Genomic DNA, 21,331 nt, shown 5'->3' with positions numbered 1-21,331 from the left:
GGGGGTCTCCTCAGATCGGGAGGTGGGGGGCCTGGACCCAGCGCCGCAGGAGCTGCGGCCAGGTCTCGTACGCGTGGAAGAACACCGTCTGGTGGGCGGCCCCGGCGAGCTGGGCCAGGGTGAGCAGTTGCAGCTGGACGCTCCCGATCAGCCGCTCGTCGGGCGGTGCGAGCGGGTGCGACTGCTGCCACAGCGCGTCGACGAGGAACTCGACCGCCTGGTGCACGGGGGTGCCGGCGCCCCCGCAGGCCGGGCAGTCCTCGGGCTGGGCCGCGAGGGCGGTCAGGTTCCGGGGCGGGTGCGGCGCGGCGCAGACCAGGTTGAGGGCGGTGAGCCAGCCGGCCGTGTCGTGGCCGGCCAGGCGCCGGTGGAGGGCGCGCACGACGGTGCCCGTGTCGAGGACGGCGAGGGAGTGGTGCAGGAAGCGGTCGTCGGACGGGGCGGCGTTGCGCGGGGCCACGGCCTGCGGGTCGGCGGTCTGCGGGTCGGCGGCCTGCGGGGCGTAGCGGTCGCAGAGGGTCTCGTGGATGTCGTGCCACCGCTCGGCCCCGGGGGTCGCGTCGAGCGCGGTGACCAGGCGGTGGCCGAGCAGGGCGCGCAGGGTGGGGTCGCCGACGAACGGCGCGCCGGTGCCCGGCCACGGGTGGGCGCCCCAGTGGTCGTGCTGCAGCAGCTGTCTGGTCGTCTGGACGCGCAGGGTCCCGTTGTCGCCGGGCGGGTAGTGGGCGTCGAGCGCGTGGGCGGCGTCCTCGTCGAGCGCCGGGGCGAAGTTGGTCAGGCGCTCCCGGGCGGTGTCGTCGGGGACCAGGAGGCGCAGCAGCCGCTCGTGCGCCGGCGTGTCGGGCTCGTCCTCGGCGGGCAGGTCGAACAGGGTGCGCGGGTCGGGGCTCTGCCCGAGGCGCACGGCCCGTCGGACGGCCTGGACCAGGGCGTGGGCGATGCCGGCCCGGCCCGCGCTGAGGCGGTGGATCAACTGGGCGATGTCGGGCCCGGGGTGGTCCGTGCCGAACATCCACGTGACCTCGTCGAGGGTCAGCTGGGCCAGCGGCAGCCGCAGGGTCCAGCCGGCCGGTGTCTGCGGCCGGTCCTCGCGCCAGAACGGGCCGGTGGCGTTGCGTGTCGTCGCGGTGGTGCTCTCGGGGTCGGGGGTGGCCGGTTCCGGTGCCAGGACGGTGACGACCACGCCCGGCCGCGTCCGGACCGTCTCCTCGTGCCAGACCCGGGTCAGCATGTCCAGGACCGGGCGGCCGAGCGGGGTGTGGGCGTTGTCCAGGAGCAGCAGCGGGCGCGGCAGCCGGTTCCTCAGGCGCGCCCAGGTGTAGTGGTCGTCGATGTCCGCCAGGAGGGCGGCCATCAGGTGCCGCTCGGCGCGCTCGCGGTCGTGCGCGTTGCCGCGGAAGCCGCGGGCGAGCTCGGAGAGCTGGACGTTCGCCTCGCCCTGGGCGCTGACCCGCCGTTCGGCCCACCAGCGCAGGCCGTTCTTGTTGGCGCGGGCGCCGAGCAGTTCGGTGGCGACGATGTCGGCGAGCGAGGCGACGAGTTCGTTGACCCCGGGGCCCAGCCCGGCCGCGGTGCCGAGGTTCGGGGCGACCTGTCTGATCCATTTCGCCACCTTGTCCCGGCGCACCTGGGCGTCGGGCTGGCTCTCGCGCAGCAGACTCTCCAGGCGCCGGCCGGCGGCCTCCAGTTCGCCGAGCCCGACGGTCTGCCAGCTGGTGACCGCCAGCAGGCCCTGGGTGAGCCGGGGGAAGGACAGGCCCGCGCCGAACCTGTTCGCCCGCCGGCTCAGCTCGTACCGCAGGTGGAAGAGCAGGTCCGAGGTGTGGGAGGCGTTGCTCAGCCGGGGGGCCTCGTTCTCGGCGGGCAGGGCGAGGCCGGGGCGGCCGAAGTCCGCGCGCCCGAGGTCCGCGTAGGCCTGGGGCAGGCGCTCGGCGTACCGCACCTCCAGGGTCTTCAGGAGGGTGGTCCTGCCGGTCAAGCGCCCGCCGGAGCACTCGATGAGCAGGGGGATCCCGGCCGGGATGCGCAGCCGGGTGCCGCCCCCGGGTTCGGGCCCCGACAGTTCGAGGCCGACCAGCGAGGGAACGACGGCCTTGAACACAGCCGCCCGTCCGTCCAGAACCACCGCGACCCCCCTGTCCTCCGGCGCGGCGGGAGTACGCCACGCCGGATGGAGAATAGGGGAACCGGTCGGTCCGCCACAGGTGTATCGCCGCGGACCCGGCCCTGGGTTGCCAATTCGTGACTCGCCTGATACTCCGTCAGATTTCCTGCGGGGGCGGGCTGGTGGGAATGGTGGTGCCCGTGATGCCGGTGGTGCCGGTGGGACGGGGGCGGCGCCGGGTCAGCCGATGGGGCCGGTCCAGGCGACGGTCTTGCGCTGGAGCAGGAGGCCGTAGGTGAACTCGACCGAGATCCGGTCCGTGCCGTTCGGCAGGGCGTACGCGTACACGCCGGTGGCCTCCTGCCCCGGGGCCAGCGAGCCGGTGATGAGCTTCAGCTTGTCGCTCCCGTCGCTCAGCGAGAAGAGGAGGGCACCCTTGGCGTCCCTGACCGTGGGCAGTCCCGATCCGTTGAGCGGGAGCTCCTGGGATCCGGTGTTGACGACGGTGATCCTCAGCTGGACGATCCTGGCGTCCTTGGGCGGCTGGTACACGGTCAGGAGCGGGGAGTACGGCTCCGGCGCGGCCGTCGTGACCTTCAGCCCGTCCTCGTAGGTGTAGGTCTGGCCGAACGACAGGTGCCGGGCCCGCTCCTCCGCGGCCGCCTTCTCCTTCTCGGCCTCGATCCGCTTCAGCTCCGCGTCGATCCGCTGCTTCTCCTGGGCGGCCCGTTCCTGGGCGGCCTTGGTCGCGGCCTCGGAGCGGGCGCGCGCGGCGTCCGCCTCGGCCCGCCGCTCCTCGTTGACCGCCTGCACCCGGGAGACGACGAACACCCCGGCGCCGACCGAGACCAGCAGGCCGGTGACGCCCAGGATCACGCCCGCCAGGGCCATCCCCCGGTTGGTCGCCGTGCCCTTGCGCGCGTGGCCCAGGCCGATGGCGCCGAACACGACGGCGAGCAGGGCCGGCAGCCAGGACAGCCAGAACAGGATGACGACCAGGCCGAGGACGACGCCGACGATGCCGAGCACCAGGGCGGCGATGCCCAGGCCGTTGCGGGGCTGCGGGGCGGGCATCGGCATCGGGTACGGCGGCCAGTACGGCACGCCGGGCGCGGGCGCCGCGCCCGGGGCGGGCGGCATGCCCGGGGCCCCGGCGGGGGCGGGAGCGGGAGCGGTGACGGACGCGGGGGCCGCGGTCTCGCCCTGGCCCGGGGTCGGCGGCGCCCACGGGTCGGTGGCAGCCGGTTCCTCGGCGGACCGCGGGCTGCTGTCGGGCGGGACGGGAACGGTCATGCGGGATCCTTCGGAAACGTCGAGACGATGAGCTGCTGCCGTCCGGCCCCGGGGCGGGGACCTTCCCGGGTTCCTCCGGGGTCCTTCCGGGGCGTTCCCGGGTTGCTCCGGGTCGTTCCCGGCTCCCCGGCGGCGGGCGACCCGCCCCGTGCGAAACGGCCGCCACCTCGTGCCGGGCCCGCGCGTCAACCCCCTGGGACGGGACACCGACAGGATCGGCGAGTGATCAACATACAGGGGCCCGGCCCGGGCCCCGACGCCGCGGTCCACGGGCGGCTCCGGGCCCAGGACGACGCCTCAGGACCCGTCCCGGTCGTCCGGGAGCTCCGGGCTGAACAGGTGCGCCCGCCGCACCCCGGCCCTGCGCAGCTCGTCCGCGACGATGCGCAGGACGGTGCGGGCCATGTGCGGGAGGACCAGGCCCTTGCAGTCCATCCGCACGTACGGGATCGAGGCGTCGACGGCGGCGTAGTTGGGGCTGTAGGGCGGCATCTCCTCGTCCCAGGCGTCCTCGGCCTCCTCCGGCGAGAGTTCACGGCCGTCCTCGAAGACCAGCATGAGCCGGGGCTCGGCGGCGGTGAGCGCCGCGACCGCGCGCGCCGGGTCGTCGCACCTGACGGCCACTCCGAAGACCTGGCAGGGAACAGCGCCGGGGCGGGCCCGCTCGATGGGCAGCGTGTGCGGATCCACCGTGATGCCGCCCGGCTCGCTCTCCGAGACGGCCGCCCGCCGCATCCAGAACGCGGCCTCGTCGCTCTCGCCGCAGGCCTCGACGACATGCCACAGCAGCCGCGGCCCCGCGCCGCGGACCGCCTCCTCGAACAGGTCGCGGGCGCGCTCCCACTCCCCCTCGTCCGCGGCCTCGCGCCCGCGCCCGAACGCGGCTTCGGCGGCGGGCGACAGGGGCGGCAGGGGCAGCGGCGACGGCTCCGTGGGGTCCACGGCCCCATGGTTACCACGGGCCTGCGACAGTCCGGTGTCCTGCGGGTGCGCACCCGGCCACCGGGCGGGGCGGGCGGGGACGGGCGGATTCACCCAGGGCAGAACGCCGTGCTCTTCCCCCCGGGCCCCCGGTCCCTAGGCTGAAGGGGTGAGCACTCAAGCGCCGAACGAAGCCCGCGTCATCCCCCTGCGCCCGCACGCCTCGCCGCCCGCGTCCGGCGGGGAGTCCCGCCCACCGCGGACGCCCGCGCGCAGGGAGCCGCTGTGGCGCGACGTCGTCGGCGACGTGCTGCGGCGCGAGCGGCTCGCCCAGGAGCGCACGCTGAAGGACGTCTCGGAGGCGGCCCGGATCTCGATGCCGTACCTGTCGGAGCTGGAGCGCGGGCGCAAGGAGGCCTCCTCCGAGGTGCTCGCGGCGGCCGCCCGGGCGCTGGGGCTCGGCCTCGCGGACCTGCTCTCGCTCGCCCAGGACGAACTGGCCCGCTACGCCCCGAGCCGGGTCGGCCAGGGCCTGGCGGACCAGAACCGGGCGGACCGGAACCGGGTGGGCCGGGCGGGCCAGGGCCTCGCGGGCCGGGGCCGCACCTCGCCCACGGGGCGGTACGACGGACTCTGCCTCGTCGCCTGACCGCGGCGCGGCACCGCGGCGGCCGGGTACGGCAGGGGGGCGAGCCCCTGCCGTACCCGGCCGCGCGCGGCTCACCCGGACGCGAAGCGCCGGCTCAGCACCTGGTCGGCGATCCCGTAGGCGACGGCCTCCTCGGCGGAGAGCACCTTGTCCCGGTCCATGTCCGCGCGCAGCGTCGCCACGTCGTGGTGGGTGTGCCGGGACAGGACCTCCTCCACCTGCGCGCGGATGCGGACCATCTCCTTGGCCGCGAGGCTGAGGTCGGAGACCGTCCCCCGCCGGCCGCCGCTGGCCGGCTGACCGAGCAGCACCCGGGCGTGCCGGAGCACGAACCGCCGCCCGGGGTCCCCGCCGGCCAGCAGCACCGCCGCCGTGGAGGCGGCCTGGCCGACGCAGAAGGTGGAGATCGGCGCCTGCACGAAGGTCATCGTGTCGTAGATCGCCATCAGTGAAGTGAACGATCCGCCGGGCGAGTTGAGGTAGATCGAGATCTCCCGCTCCGGGTTCTCCGACTCCAGGTGCAGGAGTTGGGCGATGACCACGTTGGCGACCGAGTCGTCGATCTCGGTGCCGAGGAAGACGATCCGCTCGTTCAGCAGCCGGCTGAAGACGTCGTAGGTGCGTTCGCCCTGCGCGGTGCGCTCGATGACGTAGGGAACCGTGTACGAGCCCATGTCACAGTCCGATCCGTCGGCGGGAGGCGGCCGGGCGGATGTCGGCGACCGACTCCACCACCCGGTCCACGAGCCCGTACTCCCTGGCCTGCTCGGCGGTGAACCAGCGGTCCCGGTCGCCGTCGCGCGCGATGGTCTCCTCGCTCTGCCCGGTGTGCTCGGCGGTGATCCGCTCGATGGCCCGCTTGGTGAACTGGAGGTTCTCCGCCTGGATCTCGATGTCCGCGGCGGTGCCGCCGATGCCCGCCGAGGGCTGGTGCATCATGATCCGCGCGTTCGGCAGGGCGAAGCGCTTGCCGGGCGCCCCCACCGTGAGCAGGAACTGGCCCATGCTGGCGGCGAAGCCCATCGCCAGCGTCGAGACGTCGTTCGGGATGAGCCGCATGGTGTCGTAGACGGCCAGACCCGCGGTGACCGAGCCGCCGGGGCTGTTGATGTACAGGCTGATGTCGGTGCGCGGGTCCTCCGCCGACAGCAGCAGCAGCTGCGCGCACACCCGGTTCGCCGACACGTCGTCGACCTGCGTGCCGAGCAGCACGATCCGCTGGGCGAGCAGCTGCGCCGCGAGGTGGTCGTCGAAGGCGCTGGGCGGGGTGTCGCCCTCCGCCGCGCGGGGCGGGGGCGTGGTGAGCGGGGCCATCGGGTCTCCTTGTCGAGGCGGGGGGCGGAACTCGCCGTCCACTCCACTCTCGCCCCGGGAGGGCCTCCGGATGCGGCCGCTCTGCCCGCGGCGGATTCGCCGAGGGCAGAGGGGGCCGGCGCCCTGCCGCGCCGCCGGACCCGGGGCCCGTCCGCAGGGAACGGTCGGAAAACTTCCTGGATGACGAAGCTCCGACTGGGGTAAGTTCCGCCAGCGCATCGTCAGTTGACGAATGATCAGCTGGGAGGTCGGGCGGATGGCCGGATCGGTTCGGGACGTCGTCGTGGATGTGGTGACACGGCTGGCGCCGGAGGAACTGCCGTTGCTGCGGGGGTTGGACGGGCTGTCCTCCGAGGAGGTGGTGGCGCTGTTCGGACGCCGGCAGCGCGGCGAGCCGCTGGGGTTCGGGCTGGCCGAGGCGGCCGCGCTGGCCACCCCGGTGGTGTGGATGGCGGTGGACGAGGCGTGCCGGGCCGCGGTCGGTGCCGGCGTGAGGCGCGCGGGCGGCGGGCTGCGGCGGCTGTGGCGGCGCGGGCGCGCCCGGTCCGCGGTGGAGCCGCCCGTACCGCCGTTGGACGAGCGGCAGTTGGCGGCCGTCCACGCCCGGGTGCGCGCGGGTGCCCGCGAGGCCGGGTTCGACGAGCCGGCCGCCGGCGCGCTCGCGGACTGCGTGGTGGCCCGGCTGGCCATGGAGCCGGGCACGGCCGCTCCCCCGGCGGAACCCGGCTCCGGGGCCGGGTGCGGGTCCGGCGCACCGCTCCTCCCGGAGCCGCCGGCATGAGCGCACCCGCCGCGCCGCCGGTGCCACCGATGCCGCCGCAGCCGCCCGCCGCCCCGCCGGTCCTCGACCCACGGGTGCTGCCCGCCGGAACCGCCCTGCGCTTCGGCCTGCTGCTGCTGTCCATGCTTGTCGCCGGCCACCACATGCTGACGACCGTGCTGGACCTGGTCCGCAAGGGCCGGCCGGCGGAGTACGCCTGCAAGCTCGCCGCCGGGTTCGACCCGGACGGGGACTTCCTGGCACAGCTGGGAGTCGCCCCGGGGACGGACCCGGCCCTGCGCGCCTGCCTGGCCGCCGTACCGGACGACCCGTCGTGGCCGGTGCCCGTCGCTCTGGCGCTGGTGCTGGCCATGGCCGCGGCGCTGTATCTGCTGCTGCCGCGCTGGCGTCGGCGCTCCCGCCGGCTGGTACCCGTGGACGGGCAGCTGCGGGAGGAGCTGGAGCGCCTGGCGGGGCAGGCCCGGCTGCCCGTGGTACCGGAGTTCGTGGTGGACCCGCGCCGGCTCGGCCCGGGGGCGGTGGCGTTCGGCCACGCGCGCCGGCGCACCGTGTGCCTGTACGCGGGGCTCTCGGTGAGCCGGCACAGCGATCCGGCCGGGTTCCGGGCCGTGGTGCTCCACGAGTTCGCGCACATCCGCAACCGGGACGTGGACCTGGGGTACGCGGTCACCGCCCTGTGGCGGGTGTTCGCACTGCTGGTGGCCCTGCCGTTCGTACTGGTGGTCGGCGGGACGCTGGTGGGCGCGGAGTTCGGGCTCTTCGTGGGCGCCGACCGGGTGTTCTGGCCGGCCGGGCGGGCGCCGCTGGTGCGGCAGACGGCCACCGCGCTGGGGATGGCGCTGCTGGTGGTCCTGGCCCGCGCCGACACGCTGCGCCACCGGGAGCTGTACGCGGACGCGGACGCCGTCGCCCTCGGCGCCGACCGGCGGGTGTGGGACGTGCGCGACCCCGCGGGCCCGGCCGCCCGGCTCGGCCGCATCTGGCGGTCGCATCCGACCTGGGCGCAGCGGCGCCGGGCGCTGGACGATCCGGCGGCGCTGTTCACCCTGGCGCCGTTGCAGACGTTCCTGGTGGGCGCGGCCGGTATCGCCGTCCCCCTGCTGCTGCCCCCGTTCGCCGACGGGACGGTCGGGGTGTGGCTGGCCACCGTGCCGACGGTGCTGATCCTCGCGGTGGCGGCCTGGCGGTCGACGGCGTACGCGGCGCACCGCGGGACGGCCGGGCCGGACGGGCTGCGGGCGGGGCTGTGGCTGGGCGCCGGCCTGGTGGTCGGCGAGCTGACCGTGGACATCACCGCCGGCCGGAGTTGGTTTCCGGAGCATCCGATCGCCCTGCTCGTGCCGCTGGTCGGCGCGTTGGCGTACGTCCCGTGGCTGGTGCAGTGCGCCCGGCTGGGGCTGGTTCCGGGGCGCGGGCGGGTGGCCGCGGTGATGGCGCTGGCGGCGGCGGTGCTGGTCGCCGCGGCCGGGCTGACCTGGTGGTCGGGGGGCGGCCACCTGTACACCGCCGGGGACTTCATGGTCCAGGGCGGGATCCGGGAGGTGCTGGTCCAGCAGTTCCCCGACGGGTGGGAGCGGCACCGGGCCGAACTGGGGTGGATCGCCGCCGTGCTGCCGCGTCTCGGGACGGACGGGCGCACCGTGGCCTTCGCCGCGGCCGCGGGGGCGCTGTGGGCGCTGCCGTACCTGCTGTGGCTGTTCGGCGGGCACCGGGGGCTCGGCCGGGTGCTGCGCCGCGGGCTGCTGGGCGGTGTCCTGTGCGTGGTCGGGCTGCTGGTGGTCAAGGCGGCGCTGTACCCGGGCCGGCCGCCGCTGGGTGAGCGCGGGAGCGGGTACGCGCTGCGGTACGTGTGGTGGCTGACGGTCGCGATCTGGGCCGGGGTGGTGGTCACGGCGGTGGTCGTGGCGCTGGTGTCCCGGCGACTGTGGCTCGTCGGGGCGCTGGTGGCGGCGGGCATCGCCCAGGCGTGCGCGCTGGTGGCGGTGTTCCTGCTGATGTCGGTGGACGGGTGCCTCGGGCCGATGCGGACCATGGGCGACAGCTGTCTGTGGGTGCCGCGGGGCGGTTGGCCGGTGGTGCAGGTGCTGGCCGGCCCGGTGCTTCCGGCGCTGTTCGGGGCGGCGATGGCCGCGGCACTGGTGCGGCTGCCGCTCGCGCTCGTCCGACGGGGCGGCGGCCCGGAGACCGCCGACCGGGTGGCGCGCTCCGGCGCCCGGCGGGCGGTGCTCGCCGGGGTCCTCGTCGGGGCGCTGGCGCTGGGGCCCGTCGCCGTGCAGGCGTCGGCGTCGGGTTCGGCGGGCGGGCTCGGCCCCGTGGTGCAGCGTCCGGCCGACGCCCGGTCCGAACGGGTGCGCGTCTTCCAGCTGCTGATGTGGTACCGGGTCGGCGGGAAGCAGGACACCCTGGCGCTCATCGAGGGGTACCAGGCCTTCTACGACGAGGTCCAGGTGCTCGAACGGACGGCGCGGGAGCACCCGGGCGAGCAGGTGCGGTTCGACGGCCGCCGCTTCGCCGGGATCTGCACCACGCTCCACCGCGCCGCCGGGACCGCCCTGGGACACCTCCACATCCCCGACTCCGGCCTGGACGGGCCGTGGTGGGCGGCGCTGGAGCAGACCCGACGGGCCGGGCAGCACTGCGCGCAGGTCATGGACCGCGACCGCGAGGAGCAGCCGGGCGAGGGCGACGCCGTACTGACGGAGGTCGCCGACGGGCTCCGTGCGACCCTGGGCGCCATCGATCCCGTCGTGCGGCGGATCGAGAGCGACGGGCCGCGGTACTGGCCGGACCTGGTCCGCATCACCGGCCCTCGGCCCTCGGGGCAGGGCGACGGCTGAGGGGCGGTCCCGCTCGGGCGGTCGGCTCGCCGAACCGGCGGGCGGGGCCGGCCGCGGCCTGCTCCTGCTGAGCGCTCGGCGGCCGCCGAGCGCTCAGCCCGAGGAGACCGGCGGGACCGGCGGGACCGGCGGGACCGGCGGGACCGGCAGGGCCGGGAGTCGGTCCAGCGCGATCCCGAAGCGGGTGCGGTAGGCGGCGAGGCCTCGTCGTCGGCGAGGGTCCGCTCGGGGTCTGGCGCGTGATCCATTCGGCCGTTCCACCGGGGTGCGGGGCGCGGGGGCATCGGCTTTTGGTCCTACGTCCACCCGGACGGCCGTGCGCGGCCACGGGTCGGCATCGCCCCCGGGCGCTGCCCCCGCTCTGCCCTTTCGGCCCTCGTGGACACCCGCGCCGGGGCCGTAGTCTCGACGGCCGGGGGCCGGACGGCGACACGGGAGGGCGGGGAAGCGTGCGCAAGGCCGTGACACACTCGGTGCCGCCGGTGCCCGGGGCCGCACCGAGGAGGCGTACGACGCCGGGCCCGGCCGCGGTGCCCACCGCCCCCGGGAGGGCGCCGCACCCGGCCGAACTCGCCGCCCTCCAGCGGACGGTGGGCAACGCGGCCGTGACGCGCCGGCTGCAGCGCCAGGAGGCCCCCGGGGTCAGGGAGCAGGCGCGGCGCGACGCCGCCGACCCCACCGGGCACGGCGAGTGGGGCACGTTCCGCGAGGACATGGCCCGGGCGGGCTTCTCCGGGGACGTCACGGAGATCGCCTGGCAGCTCGTCCTCGGCGGCATCGCCGACCAGGGACGGCTCAACGACGAGGCCATGGCGCGGTTCACCGAACGCCAGGACCAGCGCGACCACCGCGCGTCGAACAGCTGGTACCAGGAGCTGGTGAAGGTCGTCGGCGACCACCTGGAGATCGACACGCCGACGCTGGCCCTGTGGTCGGGCGGCCGGGAGATCAGCGACTACGCCCTCGCCAAGGGCCACACCCCGCTGGAGGCCACCGCCTTCGGCGGCGTGGTCGACCGGCTGGCGCTGACCCCGGACTGGATGCTCAAGACGCCGATGTGGAACGTCCTGTCCAAGGCCTTCGTGAGCCGCGCCCGCGGCCCCGTCCACATCTTCCTGCGGGCCTACGACCCCGAGAGCGTCCTGATCGCGCAGGAGGTGCCGCAGCTGCGGGTGGTCATGGCGCTCGACCCGGCGGTGCGGCTCGTCTGGCACCCGGTGTACGCCGCGGCCGACGGCCGGCTGATGGAGATCACCAGGGGCCTCGACCTGGCCCCCGACGCGCCCTGCTCCACCCGCGACGCGTGCGTGCGGATCCTCTACGACTACCTGCGCCTCGTCCACGACCCGGCCAACACCCGCTCCGAGCGCGCCCACGCGGACATGAGCGCCCGCCTCGCCGCCAACGGCAACCCCCCGTAGCGCCGGCCGGCCGTCAGGCCTCCAGGTGGGTGGCCACCAGGGTGGCGAACTCCTCAGGGGTGAGGATGCGGATGCCGAGTTCCTCGGCCTTGGCGCGCTTGGAGCCGGCCTTCTCCCCCGCGACCAGGAGGGTGGTGCGCTTGGAGACCGAGGAGGAGGCCTTGCCCCCGGCGCGTTCGATCAGTTCGTTCATCTGGTTGCGGGAGAGGTCGGCGAGGGCGCCGGTCATGCTGCCGGTGACGACGACGGCCTCACCGGCCAGCGGTCCGCCGTCGCCACCGCCGTCGCTCCCCTCGCCGGTGCCGTTCCCGTCGCCGGTGCCGCTCGCCCCCGCCGCGGCGGCGGGGGCGGTCGGGGCGGTGACGGCGGTGCCCACGCCGAGGGCGGCGAGGCGGTCCAGCAGCGGGGCGAGGTCGACGAGTTCGGCGGCGACGACGCGGGCCTTCTCGGTGCCGATGCCGTCGACGCCGGCCAGGGTTTCGGCGTCGGCGGCGCGGATCGCCGTCATACTGCCGAAGTGCGCGGCGATGCGGCGGGACATGGTCCGTCCGGTGCCGCGGATGCCGAGGGCGCAGAAGACCCGGTTGAGCGGCTGGGTGCGGGCGGTGGCGATCGCGGCGAGCAGGTTGTCGGCGCTGGTCTCCCCCATCCGTTCCAGGGTGAGCAGTTGCTCGCGGGTGAGGGTGAACAGGTCGGCGAGGTCGGCGACCAGGCCGGCTTCGACGAGCTGGACGGCGCGGGTGCCGCCGAGGCCCTCGATGTCGAGCTGGTCGCGGCCGGCCGCGTAGAGGACGGAGGCGACGGCCTGGCAGTTGCGGCCGCGGGTGCAGCGCCAGCGCTGTTCGCTGGTGTCGATGGCGTCGCCGCAGCGCGGGCACGCCTCGGGGAAGGCGATCGGCTGCTCGGCGCCGGTGCGGGCGTCGAGCACCGGGGCCTCCACCCGGGGGATCACGTCGCCGGCGCGGTAGACGAAGACCTGGTCGCCGATCATCAGCCCGCGCCGTTCGATGTCGGCGGGGTTGTGGAGGGTGGCGAAGGTGACGGTGACGCCGTCGATGACGACGGGTTCGAGGACGGCGCGCGGGGCGATGATCCCGGTGCGGCCGACGTTCCACTCCACCCCGAGCAGCCGGGTGACCTTGTGCTGGGCGGCCAGTTTACGGGCCACCGCCCAGCGCGGGGCGCGCGAGCCCAGGCCGGCCTCGGCACGGTCGGCGGCCAGGTCGGCCTTGACCACCACGCCGTCGATCCCGAAGGGCAGTTCGGCGCGCAGCGCGGCGATCTCCTCGATGCGCTGCTGGACCTCGGTGATGCCCGCGCAGTGCCGCGGGCGGGCGTCGGTGGTGGCGGCGGTGTTGGCGCCGAGGGCGGCGAGGTGGTCCAGCAGGGCGCTGTGGTCGAGGCCCTCGGGGCCGACGGCGTCGTAGGCGAAGAAGGTCAGTTCGATCCTGTAGGGGCGGTCCTTGGCCCGCAGGGTGCCGGCGGCACCGCTGCGGGGGTGGGCGAAGGGGGTGGCGCCGTGCTCGGCGCGCACCCGGTTGGCGTGCTCGAACTGCTCCTGGGTGAGCAGGACTTCGCCGCGCAGTTCGATGTCGGCGGGCTCGGTGAGCTCGGCGGGCAGGCCGAGGACGGCGTCGGCGGCGTGGGTGATGTCCTCGCCGGCGAGGCCGTCGCCGCGGGTGATGAGCTGGTGCAGGCGCCCGGCGCGGTAGCGGGCGGCGACGGCGAGGCCGTCGAGCTTGGGCTCCACGCACCAGGCGGCGACCGGCCGGCCCAGGCGCCGTTCGAGGCCGGCGGCCCAGGACTCCAGTTCCTCGGCGGAGAAGACGTTGTCCAGTGAGAGCATCGGCGCGCTGTGCGGGACGTCGCCGGTGGCGGCGCCGCCGGCCACCTTTCCGGTCGGCGAGTCGGGCAGGGCCTGGTCGGGGTGGGCGCTCTCGTAGGCGGCGATGGCCCGCAGCAGGGCGTCGTACTCGTCGTCCCCGAGCGGGGTGGAACCGTCGGTGTAGTACGCGGCGGCGGCCCGGACGGCGGCGGCGACGGCGTCGGCGTACGCGGACGGGGAGGAGAGCGGTGCTGCGGTCTCGATCATGCGGGAATCATGACGGCCGGCACTGACATCGGCGCCCGGGGGCGGTCAGACCAGCCGGGCGGTGGTGGGGGTTCCGGCGCCGTTGCGGCGGGCGTCGCGGCGGGCGTGGCCGGGGGTGGGGCCGGTGCCGAGGACGCGGCCGTCGGCGAGGGCGAGCCAGGTGCCCGGGGGTGTGCCCTCGGGGACGGGGGCGGCGAGGGCGGCGCCGGGCTCGGTGCCGGGTCCGGCACCGGAAGGAACCGGGACCGGGTGGCCCTCGCGCCACTGGGCGGTGGTCCGCTCGCCGCCCGAGCGGCGCCGCCAGTACAGGTGCTGGGCGACGATCAGCGGGCCCAGCGCGGTGAGCAGCGGGAATCCGGTGGTGAGCCGGCCGAGGGCGAAGCAGGCGCTGACGGCGCTGGTGGTCAGCAGGCCGACGAGGGCGGCGACGGCGGCGGCGGTGCGGCCGTGGGCCTTGGCGGCGACCAGCGGGTACAGGACGAGCAGCAGCAGGTCGCCGAGGCCGACGGCGACGGGGGCCGGGCCGCCGGTGAGGGCGAGCATCGGGGCGAAGGGGCGGTCCTGGACCTGTTCGAAGAAGCGGGCGGTGGTGTCGGTGAGGGTGGTGGCGGCGAGGTCGTAGGCGGTGAGGACGGCGGCCAGGGCGGCGGTGTGGACGGAGCGCAGGCCGCTCTGGGTCCAGAGGTTGGCGACGCCGACGACGGCGGCGGCGATCATCAGGTCGCTGCCGGCCCGGGCGGCGCCGGGGTGGCCGGTGAGGGCGGCGAGCGTGGTGGCGGCGGTGGCGGTGAGGGCGGCGGCCCAGGACCAGGGGGCGGCGCGCAGCCGGGTGGCGGCGAGCAGCGGGGCGAGGGTGAACTGGACGGCCAGGCAGCTGACGAGGCCGAAGACGGCGGAGACGGCGGCGCCGGGCAGGGCGGTGTAGAGCAGCGGGGCGAGGACGACGCCGGCGCACAGGACGGCGATGTCACCGCCGGTGTAGACGCCGACCGGGGGGCGGGGCATCCGGATCCGGGCGAGGTACCAGGCGGCCAGGGCCAGTTCGGCGGCGACGGCGGCGCTCAGTGCGGCCAGGGCGGCGGGGCTGACGGTCATGCGGTTCCTCCCGCGGCCGGGGCCGTCGACGGTGCCGGTGGGGTGCCGGGGCCGCCGGGGCCGCCGGCGGTGTCGAGGGTGTCGAAGGTGTGCTCGCGCAGGTCGGCGCGCAGGGGTGCGGTGGGCGGCATGGCGGCGCGGTCCTCGTACAGCACGATGTCGGACAGCCGCAGGCCGGCGGCGTGGGCGCGCTCCTCCAGGCGGCCGCGCAGGGCGGTGGCGGGCAGGCGGTCGACCAGCAGGTGCAGGCGGGCGGGTCCGCCGGGGCCGTCGGGGCCTTCGGTGAGGGCGTGGCGGGCGGGCAGCGGGACCTCCGGTTCGGCCTCGACCAGGTCGAGCACCTCGCGGGTGGTGACGGTGCGGCTGAGCGGCCCGTTCCAGCGGCCGAGGATCTCGGAGGTGGCGGGGAGGTGGGCGAGTTCGCAGGTGGGCGGCTCGGCGGGGAGGCGGACGAGGTCGCCGGTGGCGTAGCGCAGCAGCAGGGTGCAGTCGCGGTAGGGCACGTAGGGGGTGTGCACGACGGTGCCGGTGGCGCCGGGGGCGGTGGGTTCCCAGGTGAGCGGGTCGAGGACTTCGAGGTGTCCGAACTCGGTGGTGTGGTGGAGGTGGCCCCGGGTGCAGGGGGTGGCGCCGGAGGGCAGGATCTCGGTCATCAGGTAGGCGGAGGTGGCGGTGGCGCCGAACACCTCCTCGGCGCGGCGGCGCAGGGGCGCGGAGAGCACCTCACCGCCGACGCTGATCGACCGCAGGCCGAAGTCGGCGCTGCGCCACTTGCGTTGTTCGGCTTCCTGGACGAGGGCGGCCAGGTAGGAGGCGGAGGTGGTCAGGTGGGTGATCTGGGGGTCCTTGCCGGGCAGGCCGAGCGGGGCGGCGAGGCGGTCGAGGGCCACGGCGGGGCCGACGGTGCCGAACTGGACGAACCCGGCGCCGGCGCGGGTGGCCGACTCCTCGGCGTTGACCAGCGGCAGGGTGGCGCGGGAGCAGCCGGCGTAGGCGACGGTGTGGCGGGGGCGCAGGCCGAGGCCGAGCACGGCGGAGATGGTGCTGAAGGCGACGGCGCACTCCAGTTCGGCGCGGGAGAACCACACCGCGGTGGGGGTGCCGCTGGTGCCGGTGGTGAGCGCCATCAGGACGGGGGTGGCGGCGTCCGAGACGAAGGCGGCGGGCAGGGCGCGCAGCGCCTGTTTGGGGGTGACGGGGACGCGCGACCAGTCCTCGGGCTCCAACCGGGCCGGGTCGAGGTCGAGTTCGGCGAACAGCCGGCGGTAGTGGGCGGTGTGCCGGGCGGCGGCGCGGGCGGTGGCGCGCAGGCTGCGCCGGGCCACCTCGCGCCGCACCTGCGGGTCGACGTGTCCGGCCCGGCCGGGCAGCAGGGCGGAGTCCTCGCCGGGCTCGCCGAACTCGGCGATGGTGGCGACCAGGTCCCGCGCGAGGCGTTCCAGGTCGTTCGGGCGTATTCGACGGTTCGTCAGGATTGCTGCGCCGTAACGCAGTTGGCTCAGCGCGGTCGCGAACAAGCGGACTCCCCAGGCCAGGGTCGGACGGTACGCCACCCGGCCCCGGCCGGGGTCGATCGGATCAGGCCCCGATCAGGTCAGACCATGTGGAGGAACATGGCGGCGGTGAGGGTGCTGAAGGCGTACTTGAGGTAGTGCTTGACCATGATCGGTTCTCCCTCGTACGGGCCGGCCGGCCGCCCTGACCGGGCGCGGCAGCGGATGCCCGCGGCCGGTTCTGGTCGACGGGCAACGGCAGTATAGGGACGGTTCGGCCACCCGCAACAGCCTGTGTGCACGGCCAACCTTCCGGCTATTCACGTCAGTTCGTGGCGTCAGCACTCCAGGAGGGTGCAGCTCCAGTGCATGCCGCGCCCCATGCCGGCCAGGGCGATCAGGTCGCCGTCGCCGAAGTGCCCGGACGCGCGGTGGTGATGGAGGTCGAGGAGGTGGTCCGCGGCCCCGAAGTGGCCCCGCTCCAGGGAGATTTCGAGGTTGGTGCGCTCCACCGGGACGCCGAGCCGGTCGGCCAGCTTCGTCAGCGTGCCGAGGTTGTCGTTGAGCAGCACCACCCTGGCCAGGTCCGGGACGGACGCGCCGATCCGCTTGCAGGCCCGGGCCACCACCTCGTGCACCCGCTCGCCCATCAGGCCGGCGAACTCCTGGAAGCGCTCGGCGTCGTAGTCGAAGAACTCCATCAGGCCCCAGGCGTCGCGGGCCGGCGGGGGCGTCCGACCGCCGCGGAAGGGGTCGGCCGCCCCGCCCCGGTCCATCCGGAACAGGTCGACGTAGCGGCCGTCGCTGATCGTCTCGCTGGCCCGCCAGCGCAGTTCGGGGTGGCCGCGCCCGGCCACCGCGGCACCGGCGCCGTCGGAGAACAGCAGTGAGTTGGTGTGCATCCGGTTCCAGTACGGCTCGCACGTCCGGTTCGCCCCGACCACCAGCGCCCGCTGGTACTCGGGGTGCGTGGCGAAGCGGCCGGCGAGCAGGTCGAAGCAGGTGATGCCGCTGACGCAGCCCTGGCCGACGAGGACCGCCTCGGCACGGCGGGCGCCCAGCCGGTCCTGGAGGCTCGCGGCCGCGTCCCAGTACAGGTACTCGGGGATGTCGGTGATCGCGAGGACCACCAGGTCCAGCTCGGCGGGGTCGGTGCCCGCTTCGTCCAGGGCCGCCCGGGCGGCGTCGACGGCCAGGTCGGTGAGCCCGACCCCGGCCGGGCTGCGGTGGACGGTGCGGTAGCCGTACGCCAGGACGCGTTCGACGTCCTTCGTGTACTCCGACGCCACGTCCGCGACGGCGACGGGCTCCCCGAGGGCCGATCCGAACGACATCAGTCCGTAGTCCACGCCACTGCCCCTTCCGGCCGCGGCTCGCCTGTCCGCGCACTGTTCGACACCGGAAAGGTGCCGCTTCCGCCGCCGAGGGAGTTCGTCATCGAACTTCCGTTTCCCGGTCCGGCCCGACGCCCCGTCAGGCTATACAGCGCCGAGGAGCCCTGACCAGCACCGACACCGGCACCCTCGCCGCACGAACGGACGACGACACCGGCGGGACCCCGAGGTGCGGGAGGGCCGGATCGACCATGCGGTGCATGCCCGGCCGCTCTGCGGGCAGGCGCGTTCCGCAGGAAGCCGCCCCGGGGCGGCTGGTGACGAGAGGCCAGGAGGAGCGATGCACCGGATCGAGGAGTCCGTCGAGGTGGCGGCGCCGCTCGGCGCGGTCTATGCGAGCTGGGTCAGGTGCGAGGAGTTCCCGCGGTTCATGCGGGGGGTGGTCAGTGTCGACCGGTCGGGTCCGGGCACCAGCTGGGTGGTGCGGACCGCGGCCGGGCCGAGGGAGTTCGAGGCGGTGACCACCGAGCTGGTGGCGGACGAGCGGGTGGCGTGGGACAGCGGCCCCGGGCCGGTGCGGCACCGGGGTGTGGTCACCTTCCACCCCGTGGACGAGCGGACCACCCGGGTGATGCTCCAGCTGGAGGTCGAGCCGCACGGGCTCTGGGAGCACCTCGCCGAGGCGCTCGGCTTCGTCGACCGCCGGGTGATCGACGATCTGGCGGACTTCAGGCACCACGTCGAGGAGGACTGTGAGGGGAAAAGCAAGGAGGACGGCGGGCCGGCGGCCCGGGCGGCCTCCGAGGGGTAGGGCCACGGGTCGCCGGCGGCAGCAGCAGGCCCGGGCGGCGGGCCCCGGCCCGGACGGCGCTCGATAGGCTTGCGCGGTGAACCACCCCATCCCCAGGGCCGTCCCCGAGCCCGCCCGCGCCGGTGTCCCCGAGCACGGCCGGGTGCCCAAGTACTACCTGGTCAAGGCCCGCCTGGAGGAGCTGATCGCCGAGCTGGGCCCGGGCGGGCGGCTGCCCACCGAGGTCGATCTGGCGCAGCGTCACGGGGTCGCGCGGGCGACGGTGCGCCAGGCGCTGCGCGAGCTGCTGCTGGAGGGCCGGTTGCGGCGGCAGGGCCGGGGCACGGTCGTGGCCGGGCCGAAGATCGAGCAGCCGCTGTCCCTGAGCAGCTACACCGAGGGCGTCTCGCGCCAGGGCCTGCGCCCGGGCCGCACCCTGATCGCCCTGGACCGGCTGCCCGCCGACGCGGCGATGGCCCGGCTGCTGGAGGTCCCCGAGGGCGAGCCGCTGTGGCACCTGGAGCGGGTGCTGCGCGCGGACGAGGAGCGCGTCGGGCTGGAGTCCACGTACGTACCGGTCGCCCGGGTGCCCGCGCTGGCAGGGGACTTCGACCCCGAGGGGTCCTTCTACGGCTATCTGCGCGAGCAGGGGGTGCGGCTCGGTGCCGCCGACGAGCGGATCGAGACGGTGCCGGCCAGCCCGCGCGAGGCCCTGCTGATCGGCACCCCGCCGGCGCTGCCGATGCTGCTGCTGCACCGCCGCAGCCTGGACGCGGCGGGGCGCCCGCTGGAGCAGGTGCGCACCCTCTACCGCGGGGACCGGTTCAGTTTCACCCTCGCCCTGGGCGCCCCGGACGCCCCGGACGCCCCGGACGCCCCGAGCGCCCCGAACGCGAACTGACCGTCCGGCGGCCGCGGGTCCGGCCGCCGCCGGCAGGGCGTGCGGGGCATGCGGGGCATGCGGGGCGTGCGGGGCGTACGAAGCGTCCGGGGCTTGCGGGTGTCAGCAGGTGCCGACGCGGCCGTTGTACGAGGACCAGACCGGCGCCCAGGGGCTGTTGTTGTCGTGCGGGCGGTAGACGACGAGGTTGCCGTCGTTCTGCATGCGCACCCAGTTGGCGCTGGGGTTGCAGCCGAGGGCGGTGCCGGACCACCACTTGGCCTTCTTGAAGGTGTCGTAGACGACGAAGTTGCCGTCGTACTGCATGATCACCTTGCCCGGGCCGCCGCTGTTGGTGCCGCTGGCCCACAGCGCGTAGCCGGTGTTGGTGTCGTACTCCACGAGGTTGCCGTCGTTCTGGTAGAGCAGCCGGTAGTCGCCGTTGCCGGAGACGAGCGAGTCGCCGGGCAGCAGGCAGTTGCCCCAGTTCATGTGGTCCCAGCCGCTCGGGTTGCGCGAGCAGTTCCACTCGCTGTTGACGTCGGCGGAGGCGCTGGTGGCGGTCGTCAGTCCGGTGACCGAGGCCAGTGCCAGGGCGGCGCCGACCAGGGACAGGGTTCGCTTGACCGTTCCGGTGTTCCTCATCGTTTCCCCTCGTTTCTGCTGCGGCGCGGTTCCCGACCGGCCGCGGCACGGTGTCGTGGACGGCTGTACGGACCCGGGGCCCGCCCGCCGTCGTGCGGTGGGAGCGGGGCCTCTCGACCCCTGCGTCCATGGCAACGGGATGCGGGCGGCGGCCGGTTCACCGGGATTCCCGCGGCCGGCCGCCGGACCGGGGGCCGGGCGGAGGCCACCGGGCCCGACCTTGTAGGTTTCGGTGTCACCGGCTGCAAGGAGCCGGTGACACCTGGTGGGGAGGGGAGCCCGGCCGGGCAGGAAGGGGACGGACCCCGGAAGGAAAGGGCGGACAGTGGCCACGAGCACGCAGAGCGTGTTCCGCAGCGAGGGCGTACCCGTGACGGAACGGTTCGACTGCTGGCGGGAGTTGGTCAGCCGTACCCGGGACAGCGAAGTGACCAGCGTCCACTGCGACGACTTCCGGGCGGAGATGCGGCGCCTGGAGCTGGGCCCGGTGACCCTCCTGCGCAGCTCCTTCCAGCCGACCCGCTTCCACCGCACCGCGCGCCGGGTGCGGCGCTCGGACCCGGAGGTGTTCCACCTCACCCTGCTGCTCGACGGCGGCTTCACCCTGACCCGCGACACCGGGCGCACCGAGACCTTCGGGCCCGGCAACCTGCACATGCTCGACAGCTCCCACCCGTTCGACCTGCGGGCCTTCGGCTCCCGCGCCGCCCGCTCCCCCGGGGACCTGCGGATCGAGGCCGTCGGCGTCGACTTCCCCTCCGCCCTGCTGCCGGTGCCGCCGCACCGGCTGGAGGACCTGCTGGGCCGCGGCTTCTCCTCCCGGGAGGGCACCTGCGCGCTGCTCTCGGACTTCCTCCTCAACCTCGACCGGCAGGCCGCCCTCCTGGGCCCCGCCGACGCCCCCCGCCTGGGCGGCGTCGTGGTCGACCTGGTGGCCGCCTGGCTCGCCCGGGAGGTGGACGCCGAGGCCGCCGTGCCCGACGACAGCCGGCAGCGGGCCCTGGTCGAGCACGTCCGGGCCTTCATCGGACGCAACCTGCACGACCCCGAACTGACGCCCGCCGTGATCGCCGCCGCCCACCACATCTCCGTCAGCTACCTGCACCGCCTCTTCGGCCGGGAGTCCGGCGGCGAGACCGTCGCCGCCTTCATCCGCCGCCGCCGGCTGGAGCGGGCCCGCCGCGACCTGGCCGACCCCGCGCTGCGCTCCCTGCCCGTCCACGCCGTCGCCACCCGCTGCGGCCTGCCCCGCGCCGCCGAGTTCAGCCGCGCCTTCAAGGCCGCGTACGGCCTCTCCCCCCGCGAGCACCGCCACCGCGCCCTGACCGGGAGCGGGGCCGGGGCCGTCGGCGGGTAGCCGTACGGGCGGCGCGGCCCGTACGGGCAAGGGCAGCCGTGCGGGCGGCGCGGCCCGTACGGACCGGGCCCACGGGCGCGAAAACCCCGCACCGTGAGCACCGGGTGCGCACGAGCGGGCGGGAATCCCGGATCAGTGCACGCAATGCCAAGGACTGTCCACTCAGCGCCAACACGGCGGGGGTGACGCCCTGGCATCCTCCCTGAGGGACACCGCGCAGCGGAACGTCGAGTTCCGTTCCGCGCCGGCGGCCCGGCACGCCACGGGGGAGGGGTGGGGGGCGGCGGGTGGCGCCACGGCCCGGCCGGGCGGGCGGGCGGGGGGT

The 21,331-nt window shown here is 75.4% G+C and carries 17 protein-coding genes; 7 read left to right on the top strand and 10 right to left on the bottom strand.

Annotated elements, in window-relative coordinates; translation table 11 throughout:
• Positions 1-10: 10 nt before the first annotated feature.
• The 3 genes from ACWGKU_RS24985 to ACWGKU_RS24975 all read right to left on the bottom strand — a co-directional run bounded on the left by ACWGKU_RS24985 (position 11) and on the right by ACWGKU_RS24975 (position 4,339).
• On the bottom strand, positions 11-2,101 hold the full coding sequence (locus ACWGKU_RS24985) for a hypothetical protein (RefSeq protein WP_401051076.1): 2,091 nt from the start codon (positions 2,099-2,101) through the stop codon (positions 11-13).
• Positions 2,102-2,344: 243 nt separating this feature from the next.
• Positions 2,345-3,397 (bottom strand): DUF4190 domain-containing protein, encoded by a 1,053-nt coding sequence (locus tag ACWGKU_RS24980; RefSeq protein ID WP_452179460.1) that lies wholly within the window; start codon positions 3,395-3,397, stop codon positions 2,345-2,347.
• Positions 3,398-3,694: 297 nt separating this feature from the next.
• On the bottom strand, positions 3,695-4,339 hold the full coding sequence (locus tag ACWGKU_RS24975; RefSeq protein WP_401056456.1) for a hypothetical protein: 645 nt from the start codon (positions 4,337-4,339) through the stop codon (positions 3,695-3,697).
• Positions 4,340-4,487: 148 nt separating this feature from the next.
• Between ACWGKU_RS24975 and ACWGKU_RS24970 the strand changes: the two genes are divergently transcribed.
• On the top strand, positions 4,488-4,967 hold the full coding sequence (locus tag ACWGKU_RS24970) for a helix-turn-helix domain-containing protein (RefSeq protein WP_452179461.1): 480 nt from the start codon (positions 4,488-4,490) through the stop codon (positions 4,965-4,967).
• A gap of 71 nt (positions 4,968-5,038) precedes the next feature.
• On the opposite strand, the gene ACWGKU_RS24965 is transcribed toward ACWGKU_RS24970, so the two are convergent.
• A complete protein-coding gene (locus tag ACWGKU_RS24965) occupies positions 5,039-5,641 on the bottom strand; it encodes a ClpP family protease (protein WP_387695131.1) in 603 nt (200 codons plus the stop codon).
• Position 5,642: 1 nt separating this feature from the next.
• Positions 5,643-6,281 carry an ATP-dependent Clp protease proteolytic subunit gene (locus ACWGKU_RS24960; RefSeq protein ID WP_380354999.1) on the bottom strand — a complete coding sequence of 213 codons (639 nt, stop codon included), beginning with the start codon at positions 6,279-6,281 and terminating at the stop codon, positions 5,643-5,645.
• Between the two features lie 232 nt (positions 6,282-6,513).
• Between ACWGKU_RS24960 and ACWGKU_RS24955 the strand changes: the two genes are divergently transcribed.
• From ACWGKU_RS24955 to ACWGKU_RS24945, 3 genes are all read left to right on the top strand, one after another.
• Entirely contained in the window at positions 6,514-7,062 is a 549-nt protein-coding gene (locus ACWGKU_RS24955; protein WP_452179462.1) for a hypothetical protein, read from the top strand.
• A complete protein-coding gene (locus ACWGKU_RS24950) occupies positions 7,059-9,899 on the top strand; it encodes a M48 family metalloprotease (protein ID WP_452179463.1) in 2,841 nt (946 codons plus the stop codon). Before ACWGKU_RS24955 ends, ACWGKU_RS24950 begins: the two co-directional genes overlap by 4 nt.
• A 449-nt stretch (positions 9,900-10,348) precedes the next feature.
• Positions 10,349-11,320, top strand: a complete 972-nt coding sequence (locus ACWGKU_RS24945; RefSeq protein ID WP_452179464.1) for a hypothetical protein — start codon at positions 10,349-10,351, stop codon at positions 11,318-11,320.
• Positions 11,321-11,333: 13 nt separating this feature from the next.
• On the opposite strand, the gene ligA is transcribed toward ACWGKU_RS24945, so the two are convergent.
• From ligA to ACWGKU_RS24925, 4 genes are all read right to left on the bottom strand, one after another.
• Positions 11,334-13,412, bottom strand: a complete 2,079-nt coding sequence (ligA, locus tag ACWGKU_RS24940; RefSeq protein ID WP_452179466.1) for an NAD-dependent DNA ligase LigA — start codon at positions 13,410-13,412, stop codon at positions 11,334-11,336.
• Between the two features lie 45 nt (positions 13,413-13,457).
• Complete coding sequence (locus ACWGKU_RS24935) at positions 13,458-14,507, bottom strand: hypothetical protein (protein ID WP_452179467.1); 1,050 nt, start codon at positions 14,505-14,507, stop codon at positions 13,458-13,460.
• Entirely contained in the window at positions 14,504-16,024 is a 1,521-nt protein-coding gene (locus tag ACWGKU_RS24930) for a phenylacetate--CoA ligase family protein (protein ID WP_452179468.1), read from the bottom strand. Before ACWGKU_RS24930 ends, ACWGKU_RS24935 begins: the two co-directional genes overlap by 4 nt.
• Before the next feature lie 314 nt (positions 16,025-16,338).
• On the bottom strand, positions 16,339-17,349 hold the full coding sequence (locus ACWGKU_RS24925; protein WP_401048926.1) for a 3-oxoacyl-ACP synthase III family protein: 1,011 nt from the start codon (positions 17,347-17,349) through the stop codon (positions 16,339-16,341).
• A gap of 325 nt (positions 17,350-17,674) precedes the next feature.
• Between ACWGKU_RS24925 and ACWGKU_RS24920 the strand changes: the two genes are divergently transcribed.
• A complete protein-coding gene (locus ACWGKU_RS24920; RefSeq protein ID WP_401048928.1) occupies positions 17,675-18,145 on the top strand; it encodes an SRPBCC family protein in 471 nt (156 codons plus the stop codon).
• 76 nt (positions 18,146-18,221) lie between these two features.
• On the top strand, positions 18,222-19,025 hold the full coding sequence (locus tag ACWGKU_RS24915) for a GntR family transcriptional regulator (RefSeq protein ID WP_452179469.1): 804 nt from the start codon (positions 18,222-18,224) through the stop codon (positions 19,023-19,025).
• A gap of 102 nt (positions 19,026-19,127) precedes the next feature.
• Here ACWGKU_RS24915 and ACWGKU_RS24910 read toward each other — a convergent pair whose 3' ends face one another.
• Complete coding sequence (locus ACWGKU_RS24910; RefSeq protein ID WP_401056543.1) at positions 19,128-19,649, bottom strand: hypothetical protein; 522 nt, start codon at positions 19,647-19,649, stop codon at positions 19,128-19,130.
• Positions 19,650-19,974: 325 nt separating this feature from the next.
• Here ACWGKU_RS24910 and ACWGKU_RS24905 point away from each other — a divergent pair, with 325 nt between their 5' ends.
• Complete coding sequence (locus ACWGKU_RS24905) at positions 19,975-21,006, top strand: AraC-like ligand-binding domain-containing protein (protein WP_401055199.1); 1,032 nt, start codon at positions 19,975-19,977, stop codon at positions 21,004-21,006.
• Positions 21,007-21,331 lie beyond the last annotated feature (325 nt).

This window comes from Kitasatospora sp. NPDC054768 (assembly GCF_053612025.1).
The sequence above is the reverse complement of the archived record's forward strand: the minus strand, read 5'-3'. Positions and strand labels throughout refer to the sequence as shown.

Excerpts from the sequence above, each read along its gene's own strand:
- ACWGKU_RS24950 (WP_452179463.1), top strand. The coding sequence starts at position 7,059 with ATGAGCGCACCCGCCGCGCCGCCGGTGCCACCGATGCCGCCGCAGCCG.
- ACWGKU_RS24980 (WP_452179460.1), bottom strand. The coding sequence starts at position 3,397 with ATGACCGTTCCCGTCCCGCCCGACAGCAGCCCGCGGTCCGCCGAGGAA.
- ACWGKU_RS24955 (WP_452179462.1), top strand. The coding sequence starts at position 6,514 with ATGATCAGCTGGGAGGTCGGGCGGATGGCCGGATCGGTTCGGGACGTC.
- ACWGKU_RS24965 (WP_387695131.1), bottom strand. The coding sequence starts at position 5,641 with ATGGGCTCGTACACGGTTCCCTACGTCATCGAGCGCACCGCGCAGGGC.
- ACWGKU_RS24935 (WP_452179467.1), bottom strand. The coding sequence starts at position 14,507 with ATGACCGTCAGCCCCGCCGCCCTGGCCGCACTGAGCGCCGCCGTCGCC.
- ACWGKU_RS24960 (WP_380354999.1), bottom strand. The coding sequence starts at position 6,281 with ATGGCCCCGCTCACCACGCCCCCGCCCCGCGCGGCGGAGGGCGACACC.
- ACWGKU_RS24910 (WP_401056543.1), bottom strand. The coding sequence starts at position 19,649 with ATGAGGAACACCGGAACGGTCAAGCGAACCCTGTCCCTGGTCGGCGCC.
- ACWGKU_RS24920 (WP_401048928.1), top strand. The coding sequence starts at position 17,675 with ATGCACCGGATCGAGGAGTCCGTCGAGGTGGCGGCGCCGCTCGGCGCG.
- ligA (WP_452179466.1), bottom strand. The coding sequence starts at position 13,412 with ATGATCGAGACCGCAGCACCGCTCTCCTCCCCGTCCGCGTACGCCGAC.